Source organism: Aquimarina litoralis (assembly GCF_019295435.1).
GTDB lineage: Bacteria > Bacteroidota > Bacteroidia > Flavobacteriales > Flavobacteriaceae > Aquimarina > Aquimarina litoralis_A.
On sequence record NZ_WEKL01000107.1, the window covers coordinates 55827 to 73478 of the forward strand.

The following is a 17652-nucleotide window of genomic DNA, read 5'->3' on the forward strand; positions in this document are numbered from 1 at the left end:
TATTAGCCGAATCTTATGAAAATCCTTTTTCACTAAAACTTAGTGTTATTAGTTCTTCATCAACTTATAAGTTTTACTATTTGGTATATCCAATTTCACAAAATAGACTCCAGAACTTAGATCTCTGATGTCTATCATTCCTCCCATATACTGTTTTATATATTTTACTAGCTTCCCACTAAAATCATACATAAAAATGGTTGTTTCTTGCTTTTTCAATCCAGCTATTTCAAATTGATAATTCGCAGGGTTTGGTGCGACAAAAACCTCAACCAATTCTTGATCAGAAATACCTAACAATGGAACTACATTTACCGTTCTGGTAACTTCTATCGCCATATTACCCGATGCATCTGTAGCATTGTAACGAATCGTATACTGACCAACGGCATCTACAAAATCAGAACTATCAATAGTTACCATACTTCCATCATCCGTAGTAGCTCCTAATTCTGTATATCCTGATCCCAATTCTATCTCTTGAGGATTCGCTCCCGTTAAAGTAATTACTGGCGCTGTAGTATCAACTACATTTACTGTTCTAGTAACTTCTATTGCCATATTACCCGATGCATCTTTAGCATTGTAACGAATCGTATACTGACCAACAGCATCTACAAAATCAGAACTATCAATACTAACCATACTTCCATCATCGGTTGTAGCTCCTAATTCTGTATATCCTGATCCTAATTCTATCTCCTGTGGATTCGCTCCTGTTAAAGTAATTGCTGGTGCTGTAGTATCAACCACATTTACCGTTCTGGTAACTTCTACTGCCATATTACCCGATGCATCTTTAGCATTATAACGAATCGTATACTGACCAACAGCATCTACAAAATCAGAACTATCAATAGTAACTATACTTCCATCATCTGTTGTAGCTCCTAATTCTGTATATCCTGATCCTAATTCTATCTCTTGTGGGTTCGCTCCTGTTAAAGTAATTACTGGTGCTGTAGTATCAACTACATTTACCGTTCTGGTAACTTCTATTGCCATATTACCGGATGCATCTGTAGCATTGTAACGAATCGTATACTGACCAACAGCATCTACAAAATCAGAACTATCAATACTAACCATACTTCCATCATCGGTTGTAGCTCCTAATTCTGTATATCCTGATCCTAATTCTATCTCCTGTGGATTTGCTCCTGTTAAAGTGATTACTGGCGCTGTAGTATCAACTACATTTACCGTTCTGGTAACTTCTATTGCCATATTACCGGATGCATCCGTAGCATTATAACGAATCGTATACTGACCAACAGCATCTACAAAATCAGAACTATCTATAGCAACCATACTTCCATCATCGGTAGTAGCTCCCAATTCTGTATATCCTGATCCTAATTCTATCTCCTGTGGATTCGCTCCTGTTAAAGTGATTACTGGCGCTGTAGTATCAACTACATTTACCGTTCTAGTAACTTCTACTGCCATATTACCGGATGCATCGGTAGCATTATACGTAATCGTATACTGACCAACAGCATCTACAAAATCAGAACTATCAATACTAATCATACTCCCATCATCTGTAGTAGCTCCCAATTCTGTATATCCTGACCCTAACTCAATCTCCTGTGGATTTGCTCCTGTTAAAGTGATTATTGGGGCTGTAGTATCAACTACATTTACTGTTCTGGTAAATTCTGTCGCCATATTACCAGATGCGTCTGTCGCATTGTAACGAATTGTATACTGACCAACTGCATCTACAAAATCAGAACTATCAATACTAACCATACTTCCGTCATCTGTAGTAGCTCCCAATTCTGTATATCCTGATCCTAACTCAATCTCCTGTGGATTTGCTCCTGTTAAAGTGATTACTGGTGCAACACAATCTTCACTAAAACTAGCCATATCATCTTTTTCCCAAGTAGCTAAATAAGCTGCCGATGAATCGTCGACCTGAATACAGCTTAAGTCAGGATTAAAAAGAACAAAGAAATCAGTAATTAAATTATTATTTCCATTTCTAACATCTAATTGTTCTAAAAGGTTTTCATGAACAGCAAGTTCTTCTAGCTGTGTACAGGATGTTACATCCAATGTTGTTAACCCATTTTTACCAGCATTAAGCTTTTTCAAAGTTGGATTATTATCAATTAATAAACTGGTTATGAAATTAGAGCGTAAATATATTTCTTCTAGGGACGGATGCCCAGTAAAGTCTAAAGTTGTAAAATTGTTTTCTGGAGCATCAAGAATCGTTAAATTAACATTATTACTTACATCTAATACCGTTAAATCATTATAACTACAGTCTAAAGATTCTAATGCTATAAAATCCTCAATTCCTGTTAAATCTGCAATATTTTGTCTATCAATATCTAGGGTTGTAACTACTTTTATTTTCGAAGTTGGCACTTGGTTGTCATCAATAATACCGTTACCTAAACTTGTTACATCTCCTAAAGCAACTATATTTCCTGAAGCATCATGAGTCTCTAAATAATTCTCAAAATTAGCATCTGGTATATAGGTCAATTCACAGTATAACGAATAATTTGCTGTAGCATCTTTTAACCAACTTGTAATATCACTTGATAATGGATCATCTACTTGAATACAAGTCAAATCTGGGTTTCCTGTGGCATCAAAAACGGTTATAAAATAGTTTCCTCCGTTAGCAACGTTAAGCGATTCCAACATATTGTTAGGAACATATACATGAATTAGATTCGGAAGAGATGATAAATCTAAATTTGTTAATTCATTATCTCCAACTCTTATATTTGTTAGTGCCAAGTTATTAGTAATATCTACATCCGATAATCCTGTGTTGTTGGCATAAAATATTCTTAATTTAGATAAATTGGTAATATCTAAACTTCCTAACTGGTTATTGTCAACAACCAATCGCTCTAACTCGGTATTATTACTTACATCTAAATTTGTTAGACTATTATTCTCAAGAAAAAGGTTAGTTAACTTTTTATTACTGCTTAAATCTATGGTTGAAAGGTTAGTATTTGTACATACTAAAAATTCTAAATCTCTAAAATCTTCAATACCTGTTAAATCACTTGCTGTATTATTTCTAAATAAGATGGATTCAGAAACCTCAACTAAAGAGGTAGAGACGTAATCATCATTAGCAATTCCGTTACCGTACCCATTATTCTCTAAAAAGTTTTCAAACACATCATCAGGAACATAGGTCAAGCGACAAAATTCAGCATAACTAGCGGTAGCATCTTTTAACCAACCAGTAATATCAGCTGATAAAGGATCATCTACTTCAATACAAGTTAAACCAGGATTTCCTGTAACATCTACATTGTTTAAATCACTAGCATTTCCATTTTTTAGATTTAAATTGGTAAGTTGACCATTTTTACAGGAAAAATCGTCCAATGTTATCAAATAGCGTAAATCAAGAAAAGTCAACGGTGTTTCATCACAAAACAAACGACTCATGTCCGTATTCTTACTCAAATCGATTTCAGATATGTTGGTAGTATTAAAAGTTAAGTTTCTCAAATTAACTAAACCTGTAACATCAATACTACTTATAGATGTATTTGAAAATGAAAGGGTTTCTAGATTCGTATTATTATCAAAGTTTAAAGTGGTAATCGTAGTTCCATCACACTTAAATGATTGTAAATCCGTTTGACCACTAAGATCAATAGTACTAATGGTATTATTAGAAATATCTAAATAAGTTAAATTATTCACACTGATATTTAACTCACTTAAATTATTGTCTGTTATATATAGCTCTGATAAGTTGGTAAATTCAGAAACATCAATAGCACTTAATTGATTATTATTAAGTTCTAGTTGAGTTAATTCTGTAAGACCTGTTATACTTAAGCTTGTTAATCCCATATTAGCCGCAAATAACCTATCTAACTTTGTATTTGCAGTTACGTCTAAGCTTGAAATTGTATTTCCACCAATAAATAAACGTGTAACATTTACACAATCTTCAAGACCTTTAAAATCTGTAATCCCTAAATCAGAAAGGTATAAGAACTGAGCTTCTTCTAACTTTTCTGTCGGCACCAAACCATCATCAATAATACCATTCCCTAAACTGTTTGCATTACCTAAAGCAGTGTTGTTTCCATAGATAGCATGGGTTTCTAAATATGCTTCAAAATTAGCATCTGGAACACTAGTAAATCGGCAATACTCTGCAAAGTTAGCCGTAATATCTTTAGACCAAGTATTTAAATAACTTGCAGAAGGATCATCTACTTCTATGCATGTCAAATCTGGATTGTTAGTAGTATCTACTGTACTAATATCATCTGTTGCTCCTGATTTTAAGTTTACATATGTTAATTGGTTGTTAGACGCGTTCAGGGCATTTAAGTTGGTGTTATTACCTAAATCTAATGCTGTAATGGAATTGTTTTGAGTATTTAAGGTTCTTAACGCTGTATTGTTAGTTACATCCAACGATATTAAACCACTATCATTACATTCTAAACGACTTAAATCTAAATTATTACTTACATCTATACTAGCAATACTGGTATTTGAAAAATCTAAGTTTACCAAATTTGCCAAACCTGAAACATCTAAACTTGAAATCGGGTTATTGCTTAACTCTAATGTTTCGATTAAGGGAGTTCCCTGAAGGTTTAATTCTATAACTCCATTATTATTACAATACAAAAATTTAAGATTGCTATTTTGAGTCAAATCGATTGTAGTGATCGCGTTATCGACATAATTCAGCCCAATCAAACTCCTATTTAGAGTAACATCTAAAGAAGTTAAATTGTTATCATACACTACTACATCTTCCAAATTAATATTTGTAGATATGTCAATACTATCTAAATTATTTTCATTAACCGCAAGTGCTAGTAGATTTTCTAATCCAGTAATGTTGATATCTGTTAATCCCATATTCCAACAAAATACCTGGTTTAGATTTGTATTAGCTGTTAAATCTAAAGTTCCATTTACTGGATTTCCGTACCCTCTAAATCTTTCAAGCGCCACGAAATCTTCCAATCCAGTAAAATCACTTATTCCTTCTTCTTCTATAAATAAAATGGTTAGGTTTTCAATTTTTTCGGTAGGCACTAGATCATCCATAACTCCATTTCCTAAACTTCTTGGGTCTCCGAAGGGAACTCCACCCGTGTTTTCTTGATGTGTTTCTAAATAGTTTTCAAAATTATCATCTGGCACATAGGTAAATCTGCAATATTCTGCAAAACTAGTTGTAACGTCTTTTGTCCAATTTGTTAGATAACCAGCTGTTGGATCATCTACCTCGATACAGTTTAAACTTGGATTATTATCTACTTCAAAATCTTCAATAATACTATTGGCTCCGTTTTTAACATTTACATAGGATAAGTTTGGACATTCATCCATATAAACCTCTATCAATTTATTATTGTTACTTAAGTCAATTGAAGTAATATTGGTATTATTAATACTGAAATCCTCAAGGTTAACTAAATGGCTCACATCTATATCAGTAAGAGGGTTTCTGCTTACAGTAAAGTTTTCTAATAGCGGATTGTTTTCAATATTTACATTAGAAATATTGTTCAAAGAAATAGTAAGCCTTGTAAGTAATGGGTTGTTGGTAACATCGACAGAAGTTAATGTAGTTTCATGAACTTGTAAATCCTCCAATAGGGCATTAGTACTAACATCCACTCCTGTTAAATCATTATTCGAAAGTATTAATCGGGTTAAAGCAGGATTCGTAGAAACATTTACAGACGTTAAGGTGTTTCGCGGAGCATCTAATTCGTATAGACTTGTTAAATCAGTTACGTTAATACTTGTAAGTCCCATATCACCTCCTTGAAATCTTTCAAGCTTTGTTAAACTGGTTAAATCTAGACTTGTATTTATAACATTACCAAAACAGAATAATTCTTCTAGATTGATAAAATCTTCAAGTCCTGTTAAGTTAGCAATACTGTTGTAGGCAATAAATAATCGTGTAACATTTTCAATATTAGAAGTATATACTTTATTATCATTAGCTATCCCATTACCCAAACTAGTTGGATCACCTACAGATACTACATTATTATCAGCATCATGAGTTTCTAGGTAATTTTCAAAATTATCGTCGGGAACATTGGTTTCACTACAATCTAAGCGAAAAACTATATTACCGTCTACTTCCCAAGATGTTAAATATCCAGCTGTGGGATCATCTACCTGGATACAATTCATTGTTGCACTATTTTGCTCTGCATCAAAATAAGTGATATTCGCATTGTTTCCATTTTGAATATTGATTCCAGACATATCTGAAGTTCGAACAGATAATCTGGTTAAGGCTGTATTTGCAGAAAGATCTAAATAAAAACCTGAAGCAAAATCCATATCCAATGTTTCTAGTAGTGTATTCTGACTAACATCTAAGTTTCTTAGACTGGTATTATTTGCGTTTAAATTTTTTAAGTTAGTAAGTGGACGAACATTAATGGGAATTATTTGATAATTATCTGCAATGTTTAAAACTTCTAAGGTTGTGTATGGGGATACATCGAATGAGGTGATATTATTTCCTCCAATATCTAACTCTTTAATAACTACATTATTTCCTAAGTTTAGCGTAGTACTATTGGCATTATTATAGATTAACTTTTCGATTTTCAAGTTGCTCGATAAGTTCAATACTGCGAAAAAGAGATCATGTATGTATAACTCTTTTAACTCTGGAAGTTGTGAAAAATCAAATTCATTAAAATTATTATCCGAACAATCAAGGATTTCAAGTGATATAAATGCTTCTAATCCATCCAATTCATCAATACTGTTTCCAGAAATATTTAAGAAAGTAACATCCTTTATTCTTGAAGTTAATACTTTTCCATCGTCAACAATTCCATTACCCATACTATTTGGGCTTCCAACAGCAACCACATTACCATTGGCATCGTGATTTTCTAAATGGTATTCGAAATTTTCATCAAGAATATTAGTTTCACTACAATCTTCTTCAAAAGAAGTGGTATTATCTTTTTGCCACCCACTTAAATAACTCGCATCAGCATCATCTACCTGAATACAGGTAAACTGATTAAATCGAGCATCAAATGAGGTTATATTAGCATTGTTGCCATTTTGCACATTTAAACTAGTCAAATCACTACTATTAGCTGATAAGCTTGTTAAAGCAGTATTATTAGAAAGATCTACATCAAAACCCGATAATCTATTAATACTTAATGTTTCTAAGGCAGTATTGCTTCTTAAATCAATACTATTTATTCCCATTTCATTACAAGTTAAGTGTACTAAACTTGTTAATCCTGTAAAATCGATAGCATTTATGCTATAATTTACACTACAATTTAAATCCGTAAGACTTGATAAGTTCCCTAAATTTAAACTCGTCAAATCATTATTACTAACATTCAGATTTTCTAAAGTAGTTATATTCCCCAGATTTAAAGAAGTAGCGCCATTCGTAGAAATATTTAATTCTTTTAATTTTACATTTGTACTGACATTAATATTGGTATTACTATTATCCGAGCAATCTAATATTTCTAAGTTTACATTGGCTGCGATATCAATTGAACTCATTCCATTTGAGGCACAGTATAATTCTTTTAAAGTAGTATTATTAGAAAGATCAAAATCACCAACACCGTTTGTAGAAAAGTCTAAAATCTCTAATGCTGTAAAATCTTCTATTCCTGTAATATCAGCAATCATTTTAGAAGAAATGTCTAGAGAAGTAACAGATGAAATTTTCGCAGTAGTAACATAATCATCGTTAGCAATTCCATTACCCATACTAGTAACATCCCCAACACTTACCAAATTACCATTAGCATCGTGTGTTTCTAAATAGTTTTCGAAGTTATCATCGAGAACGTTTGTCCAAACACAATCTTCGCTAAAAGAAGTTATTGCAGCGTCTACATTCCATAAAACCAGGCTAGATAGCGAAACATCATCTACAGTAATACATGTAAGGTTATAATTTGCAATTGCATCAAAACTTTGTATAAAGCCATTCATGCCATTTCTAAAATCAAAAGATGTCAAATTATTATCCGAAACATTTACTCTAAGCAAATTGGTATTAGCAGTTAGATCCAAACTCGTTAATGAATTAGAAATTGCTGTTAAATCCGTAAGTGCAGTAAAATCTTCTATACCTGTAAGATCAGAAATTCCTAAACCACTTATATCTAAATCAGTAATTACCGCTATACTGCCAGAAAGAACCAGATTATCATTATCAATATAATTACCTGCACCGATACTTTCGAGATACGCTTCGAAGTTATCATCTGGCACATAAGTTTCTTGACTGAATGCAAAAAACTTTATTAATAAGAAAAAAACGAAAGGTAGTTTTTTAACCATATAAGGGGCTTCAGGATATATTCTATTGGTGTACAAAAGAACATTGTTAAAATTTGCCGCAATAATACTCCAAAATAATTTTATTCAGATAATTTTAACAGTGACAAAAAGTGGCAAAACCAAGAAATAACAGTTTTTACCAGCAAAACAAATCAATTTTACAAGTATATGTAAGTTCTTAAATTTCAAATTATTGACTAACGTTCTACCATAATTTTCTCAATTATCAAACCTTTCGGTGAGAGATATATTTTAACCCAATACATACCCGTAGCTAACTTTTCCAAAGACATTGGTGAATTAACAGCCTCATGAATAAAAGTTTCTACTTTTCTTCCTCTCATATCATACAACTCTACAGCTTCAATTTCTCTATTGGTATTTATAGAGAAACTATCTGTTGCCGGATTAGGATAAATGGCAATAGGTATATCTTCTTCTGAAATAGTATCTGTACCTTCAACGATTACCGTTCTCAAAACTTGAGTTCTCAATTCACCTAATGAATTCATTGCATTGTATCTTATACTATAAGTACCAGGAAAATCCATAAAATCAGAGGTGTCTATTACCAATTCGTAACCATCGCTTATAAGCGCTCCTAATTCTGTATATCCAGTTCCATATGTTAACATTTGAGGATTATCACCTAATAATGTGATAACTGGTTCTACTGAATCTATTATTGTTACTACCGAAGTACACATTGCACTATTTCCAGAAACATCGGTGGCCGTTAGTGTTACTATATGATCTCCTATATCTGCTGTAGTAAATTCTGTTCTATCCAAGGATAAAGTTAAATTTCCACAGAAATTATAAGAACCATTATTTATTTGATCTGGAGTAATACTGATACTCCCTGTTTCATCCAATTGAACTGTAATACCCTGACAAATTGCAACTGGCAATATCGGATCGATAACCGTTACCTCTGCGGTACATCTCGAAATATTACCATTCAAATCTGTGACCGTCATTAGCACAAAATTCCGACCCACATCTGAACAATCAAAATGACCTCTATCAATGGTAATATCTGCAATCCCACAAATATCTGTTGAATCATTATTGATTTGATCAGGAGTAATTGTAGCATTACCAGTATCATCTAACTGTACGGTAATATTCTGGCAAATTGCACCAGGAGAAATAACATCTTCAACAGTAACGATTGCAGAACAACTGGAACTATTTCCATAACGATCTATAGCTGTTAAAACCACAGTATTCTCACCTATATTAGAACAATCAAAAGTATCTACATCTATTGATAATGAATCTATTCCACAAGAATCAAAAGAACCATTATCCAATTGATAGGCTGCAATAGATGCATTTCCATTAATATCTAATTCAATGGTAATATCTTGACAAAGTACGGTTGGACCTACAGAATCTTCGACAGTAACAAGTGCTGTACATTGCGTGCTATTTCCATTCGTATCTACTGCAGTAAGAATTACAGTATTTACTCCTATATCATAGCAATCAAAGGTATTTTGGTTTAAGGTCATTGAAATAACTCCACAAGCGTCATTGGATCCATTATCAATCTGTGCAGTAGTTATTGTTGCATTTCCTGTAACATCTAATTGCACTGTAATATCTTGACACACTACCGTTGGTTGTACATTGTCTTCAACGGTAACTGTAGCGGTACAACTATCAGAGTTTCCATTAACATCTATAACCGTTAAAGTAACCGTATTCGATCCTACATCTGAACAATCAAAACTAGTAGTATCCAATACCATAGAAGCAATTCCACAAGCATCACTAGATCCATTATCAATCTGTGCAGCTGTAATCATAGCATTTCCAGTAGCATCCAATTGTACTGTAATATCTTGACATACTACCGTTGGTTGTACATTGTCTTCAACGGTAACTCTAGCAGTACAACTATCGAAATTCCCATTAGTATCTGTCACCGTTAAGGTAACTGTATTCAATCCAACATCTGAACAATCAAAACTAGTAGTATCCAATACCATAGAAGCAATTCCACATGCATCATTGGATCCATTATCAATCTGTGCAGCTGTAATTGTTGCATTTCCTGTAGCATCCAATTGAATCGTAATATCTTGACATACTACCGTTGGTTGTACATTGTCTTCAACGGTAACTGTAGCGGTACAACTATCGGAGTTTCCATTAACATCTATAACCGTTAAAGTAACTGTATTCAATCCAACATCTGAACAATCAAAACTAGTAGTATCCAATACCATAGAAACAATTCCACATGCATCACTAGATCCATTATCAATCTGTGCAGCTGTAATTGTTGCATTTCCAGTAGCATCCAATTGAACTGTAATATCTTGACATACTACCGTTGGTTGTACATTGTCTTCAACGGTAACTCTAGCAGTACAACTATCTACATTTCCATTAGTATCTGTCACCGTTAAGGTAACTGTATTCAATCCAACACCTGAACAATCAAAACTAGTAGTATCCAATACCATAGAAGCAATTCCACATGCATCATTAGATCCATTATCAATCTGTGCAGCAGTAATTGTTGCATTTCCAGTAGCATCCAATTGAACTATAATATCCTGACAAACTACAGTAGGTTGTACATTATCTTCAACCGTAACTGTAGAGGTACAACTATCGGAATTTCCATTAACATCCGTAACCGTTAAGGTAACTGTATTCAATCCAACATCAGAACAATCAAAACTAGTAGTATCCAATACCATAGAAGCAATTCCACAAGCATCGCTCGAACCATTATCAATATCTACAGCCGTAATCGTTGCATTTCCGGTTGCATCCAACTGAACCGTGATATCCTGACATACAACCGTAGGCTGTATAGTGTCTTCTACAGTTACAATCGAATTGCACGTAGAAGTGTTTCCTGATGAATCAGTCACTAATAAAGAAATTGTATTCATTCCTACATCAGTACAACCAAAATCTAAAATTTCGTCAAACTCTATTTCAAAAGCCAAATCTCCCCAAACACAACATCCAGATGATGTATCATATCTCCATATAAATTCACCATCGCTATATCGATCGTTCCATGCATAATATATATCCGTATTTCCTTCAATAGCAAAAGCGTATGTATTTCCTGCAATCACTGGAAATGGTGTTGATAAAATAACCTCAGACCATATACTTCCTCCATTACTATTAATAAGAGTTACTCCTGTTTCTGTATATACCGGAGTTCCTATATTATTTGAAATTCCGCTACCAGATCCGTTATAAAAATGAACTGTTCTATTAGTATAGTCTGAATTTACCAAAACACGCACTTTAGTAAGCACTCCGGTAACGGTTGCAATAAATGATTGCCCATGTCCTCGACTATTGTTATTGGTATTGTATATGGTTTGTGAAATCAATGGAGATCCGGTAAAAGAAAATAATATATCACAAGTATCAGAGCTTCCGTTATCCAATTGAGATGAATATATAGAAGTGTTTCCAGTTGCGTCCAATTGTACAGTAAAATCCTGACAAACTGGGGTTGGATCAATATTATCAATCACAGAAGCCGAAAGATCATATGTAAAAGTACCTATTAAACAATCATTAGAATCAATCTGTACATTTCCATTAAAATCACTTGCAGTACAAGAATTAGATAAAAATGAAACATCAAAATCTTGTGAAGTACCTGTCGCAATATTAATAGGAAAAGTATGTGTACTTGCTAAAGAAAATTCGCTCCCTGATATAGTTATTCCTGTTATTTCTAAAGTGCCTCCACCATTATTACTAATGGTAAATGTCTGTGAAGCCGTATCCCCTGTTGACACTGTTCCAAAAGCACTACCATCCAGTACATCTGGTATAGTATCACCATTAGTAATCAACTGCCCATTTCCAGCTACCGTAATTTCCGGAGCCAATGCGATACAACCAGTGCTATTCACTCCACTTCCAGGAGCAATCCAATTTGAAGTTGTCCCACTTAACGTAGTATTGTAAAGTGTAGCGTGGTATCCGTTTGGTCCCTGATCAAGGACTTGTGTTTCCAGGCGATTATTTCCTCCGGAAACTCCCTGTTCAAAATCATAATATGCCAGTAAATCTGTTTCTGACCCAGTCAATTCGCAGTTCATCTGATCTAGAATTTCTCTACACGTACGAGCGTAGTCCCAAATACGAACCTCATCGATTTCACCTCTAAAATGTTCACTCAAACCACCGCTATCCAACTGAATATTTCCAATTCTGAAATCTGTTAAATCTGTATACGCTGCATTGTTAGAACGAAGGGTTAAGGTTCCTTCTTCCACACCATCGATATACAAAGTCCAGATATCACTAATTTTTACAGCTGCTACATGATGCCACTGGTCATCCTTCACATTCGTAGTACTAAAGACCTGCTGAAATCTATTAACGGTGTAATCATATTGTCCCAAACGAATAAGTCCGGCACCACTAACTTCAATTGAAGTTTCCTTATTAGCTCCTGTTTTCTGCCAAACCATTATTGCTCTATACCCACTGGCTCCGCTATCGGCTTTAAACCAGGCTTCTAATGTGAAATCTGTAGAGGAAGAATTGATATTTGCCAATGCATAATCGTTTGTTCCGTCAAAATTAAAAGTTTCTCCTGCTACACCCGTTTGTCCCGTTATAGAAAATGTATAAGGATCTGCGTCACTATCATTGCTCTCTATAGTAACAAGTGCGTCAAATGTTCCATCCGTTGCAGGAGCAAAATCAATATCAAAAGTTTCAGATGTACCTGCTGCAACTGAAGTTGGAAGAGCTCCCAAAGAAAATGCCGCTGCTCCTGTACCGGATATAGAGATGTTGGTAATATGTAAGATGTTAACACCTGCTGAATTATCAATAGTAAATGTGCTAGAAGACGTTCCTGTAGAAACTACTGAAATGAATTCTGTATGATCATTTATGTCAGGTGTGATATCTCCATTAATAATAGAAGTGCCATTACCTAACACATTCATGACAACCCCATCTTCAACATTTACTTTAGCGGTACAACTTGCACTATTTCCTGAAGCATCTTCTGCTGTAAGTGTTACCGTATTATTTCCCAAGTCTGCTAATGTAAAACTTGATTGATCCAGGCTTACATTATCAATACTACAATTATCAGACGAGCCATTATCAATCTGAGCAGCGGTTATAGTAGCATTACCTGTTCCATCCAACAGAATGGTAATATCCTGGCAAACCATTATGGGTAATACGTTATCTTCGACAGTTACTATAGCAGTGCAGGTGTCATTATTTCCTGCCGCGTCAGTAACTGTAAGTACTACATTATTCGCTCCTATATTAGTACAATCAAAGGTGCTTATATCCAAAGCCAGCGTATCGATACCACAATTATCTGTAGATCCATCATTCACATCAGCAGCAGTGATTATTGCATTTCCGGTTGCATCAAGCTGCACCCTGATATTTTGACATATAGCATTAGGGGCTTCGTTATCATTAACTATTATGTCAAAACTACAAAAGGATTCATTGCCTGAACTATCCGTTGCTTTGAATTCGACGGTTGTTGTTCCTACAGGAAATAATGATCCGCTGGTTAACCCATTCGTTTGAGATATTAAAGTTCCGTCACAATTATCTAATCTATCATCAACTACAATTTGATAAGAAACCCATGGGTCTGCAGTAGCATCCTCTCGCAAAAACACATACCCATTAGCATAGGCAAAACCATAATTATTAGGAGTAGGAGCTCCTGCTGGCATATCTAAAAAATCCCCGTAATAGGTGGCGGTTGCCTTATCAATAAAATATACTCTCGCATTCAATTCGCTATAAATAACAATTTCAGCTCCTAGAACTCCTGTATACCCTATAGAACGTGTTGTAATATCTCCATTAGATGCCTCAGGAAAATTTACAATTGCTCTATCTGACACTTGATTACCTTGCATATCATAACTATACAGCCTACCACCATGATAAAAGAGAATCTCATTAGTATGGTAATCATAGGTTCCATTTGATTGGTTATTAGGTTGATTCGCACCTACTACAAAATTTACACCCCCGTTAGTAGCATAACCATTTCCATCTAAAGTCACCGTGCGATAACCAGAAGTTCCCACACCATTTCCTTGTAACTCACCTGTATTTGGATTCCACCATAATCCACGGAAGTCAAAACCCGTTTCATTCGTAACCAAGGTATTACCCTGATCATCATAAGTTCTAAAAGGCATTCTTGTATTACCTGCCCTAAATGAGTAGTATATATTCAAGTTTGGGTTATAAGCAACGACAGACCAATTAGTTGCTCCCCCGCTTGTTGCCAAGCTTGGCCCTGCGGTAAGCGCCCCAGTATTAATACGTAAACTCCCATCGGTGGGTACTGTAAAATTAACTATAGCCTCGCATACTCCAGGGTCGTTATTTACTGTAATATTGTTAGGGCACGTTATGATTGGTGCTTCTGTATCTAATACGGTTACTATAGCTGTACAACTATTGGTATTTCCACCACTATCTGTAACAGTAAGCGTCACTGTATTTGCGCCAAGGTCGTTACAAGAAAAACCTGTCTTATCGGCCGACAATACAATTGTACAGTTGTCACTACTTCCATCATCTATATCTTCGGGAGATATACTTGCACTTCCTGATGCGCCCAAGTTTATAGTAATATCCTTACATATTATTGTTGGTTGTATCGCATCAACTACAGTCACTACAGCGGTACAACTATCACTATTCCCTTGAACATCTGTAACTGTAAGTATAACATTATTTGCTCCAATGTTAGTGCAGTTAAAACTTGTTACATCGATTACTGTTGTTGCAATTCCGCAATTATCTGTAGACCCATTATCCACATCGGCAGCTGTAATAGTTACATTACCAGTTCCATCTAATTGAATAGTGATATCTTGACAAACTACGGTCGGATTTGTTATATCTGGAGAACAGGTTTGAGCCGAAACTTTATTACATACAAGCAATAAAAGTATCAATAAAACTATTCTTAAATACATTATAGGTAAGTAATTTTTTATCATAAAAAGGGGCTTTTCATTCAGTAAATGATTCAAACATTACTCTATAAAATCTAAAAAGTCACTTTTTAGATTTTATAAATATCATAAGCTATAAAGAGAGAAATTGAGCTGTAAAGTCAATCTGCTAAGAAACCGAGAGGTTCATTTTTTAAGTCTAAATTCAAGCAGTAAAAGTATTTTTTTATCATGGGGTTTGGTTTTCTCTGTTACTCTTAATAATAGCACAAATATATGTTAAGACTTTATGAATCAAACTAATAAAAGGGAGACAAATGGGAGACTTTGGAAAAAAGAGAATTTTACAAGGATTGTATAAATTGTTCTAGTTCTTCTTTTGCAGACAATCCCATTTTTTTACGTATGCGATATCTAACAGATTTAACAGCATCTTGAGAAGTATTTCGGATGGTCATAATTTCTTTGATTGATAAATTTAATCGAAGTAATGCACAAACCTCTCTTTCCGTTTTGGTAAGTTGAGGGTATAACTTGATAAGTTTCGTATCAAATCCTTGATTTACCTCAATAATTTTATGCTGAAGTCCTGATAATTTCCCTTCAGTTTGAATTTGAGATTTTAATTCATTAGTTAAAGAATTTAAAGCAGATTTCAACTCCTCTGGATTTTTCTCTGCTAATTCGTTTTTCAGTTGTTCTAAAAGTTCTTCCTTAAAGTTTAAACGCATTGTATTATCTGCAATGAGTCGCTTGATTTCTTCTTCTTTGGCGATTACTTTTTGATCTAATAATTCTTTTTGTACTTGTTGCTTTTCTAATTTTTCAGCTATAATACTTGCTTTACTCTTGTAATCTCGACGGATTAATAATGTGATTACCAAAGCAGCTACAATAGTAATAATAAATAGGACGAAGTAAAGCCTCTTTTTTGAAGATTCGGCTTCCCCCAGAAATGCAACTTCTCTTTTTTCTTGTGCAAACGCCAGACTATCTGCTAGTTTTTCCTGGCTAAATTTATGATTTAGTTCCAGCGCCTGAATCTTTTTTATATTTTCGATATTATAAATCGAATCGGAATGCCTATTGAAAGTACGGTAGTTATCATAGGCTGCTTTGTAATCTCCCATTTGAGCTAATAGGTAACTTTTCCTAAGATACGCTTTTGCGATTCGCTGTCTGAACCGTTCTTTTTTTGCAATCATCAAAGAAGAATCTACATAAATCAGCGATTTATTAAATTCTTTGGTTCTTTTATAAATATTAGAAATATTGTAATATGCTGTGCACAAAGAAAATGCTCTACCATTCTTTTTGGCATATCTAATATTTTCAAACCCTAATTTAATTGCCTCATCTATATTACCTAATTCTCTGTATAATGCTCCCAAATTATTGTTTACTCTTTGTACATCATCTGCACTCTTAATCAATGAAAACAATAATTTTGCCTTGTTATAGCATACTTTAGCAGAATCTAACTTATTTGTTTGTCGATACGAAACACCCATCATATTATATCCGGCTGCAATTCCATGTGTATCTTTTAAGGGCTCTTTAATCTCAATAGATTTTTTATACAAAGTAATAGCTATATCATGAGCTTTTTGATATCGATAAACCATTGCCATATTATGATAAACATCAGAAACATGCCAGATATCGTCTTCTGTTTCATAAATTTCTTTGGCCTTTAAATAAAACTCAAGTGCTTTGGGATAATTTCCTTCTCTTCGATTGATCACTCCTTTTACAACATAGGCTTTTGCCAATTGTTGTTGATCTGGATTAGCCTCAATCAATGCTAATGCTTCATCGACTAGTAACTTAGAGATTGTAAAATCCCGATCGTATTGAAACTCTGCCAAGGATAGTAAAGAATTAATCTTTATAGAATCGGTTTCAGCAAGATCTACTTCTTTTTGTAAACGAAGTAGGGTTGTATCGATATCTTGCCCAAAAAATTGCAAAGAGAAAAAAAAGGCAATAGCAAAAAGCATTGGATTACGCATACACAAACTTACTAATAAAGTTTTGAAAATATTTACCAAATCACACCTGTCTCTACCACTATAAAAACAGGTATAAATACGATGTTTTTTCTCCTTCTAATTTTATAGTTTTAATAACCTTAAAACCAATTCAAAATTCCAACATTATGACAACTACTCTGGAGAAGAATAAGCCAACAAATAATCCTGCAGAAACAAGCACTCCCAAATCAGAAGTAGTTCCGGGAATATCCAAGGAAATTATTCATAACCTTAGTGATGAAATAAATAATATGTTATCGTATGCAATTTTTAATGGCATCACAATTAATACCGAAATCAATACACTGATCCAAAATAGC

Annotated in this window: 3 protein-coding genes; all 3 read right to left on the reverse strand. The window is 34.0% G+C overall.

Translation table 11 applies throughout. The annotated features are described in order from the left end of the window. Positions 1-48 precede the first annotated feature (48 nt). The 3 genes from GBO31_RS23590 to GBO31_RS23600 all read right to left on the reverse strand — a co-directional run bounded on the left by GBO31_RS23590 (position 49) and on the right by GBO31_RS23600 (position 17311). Positions 49-8334 (reverse strand): immunoglobulin-like domain-containing protein, encoded by an 8286-nt coding sequence (locus tag GBO31_RS23590; protein ID WP_219011088.1) that lies wholly within the window; start codon positions 8332-8334, stop codon positions 49-51. Between the two features lie 197 nt (positions 8335-8531). Then, positions 8532-15320, reverse strand: coding sequence for an HYR domain-containing protein (locus GBO31_RS23595; protein ID WP_219011089.1), 6789 nt, complete (start codon positions 15318-15320; stop codon positions 8532-8534). 323 nt (positions 15321-15643) lie between these two features. Continuing rightward, positions 15644-17311 (reverse strand): tetratricopeptide repeat protein, encoded by a 1668-nt coding sequence (locus tag GBO31_RS23600; protein WP_219011090.1) that lies wholly within the window; start codon positions 17309-17311, stop codon positions 15644-15646. Positions 17312-17652: the final 341 nt, after the last annotated feature.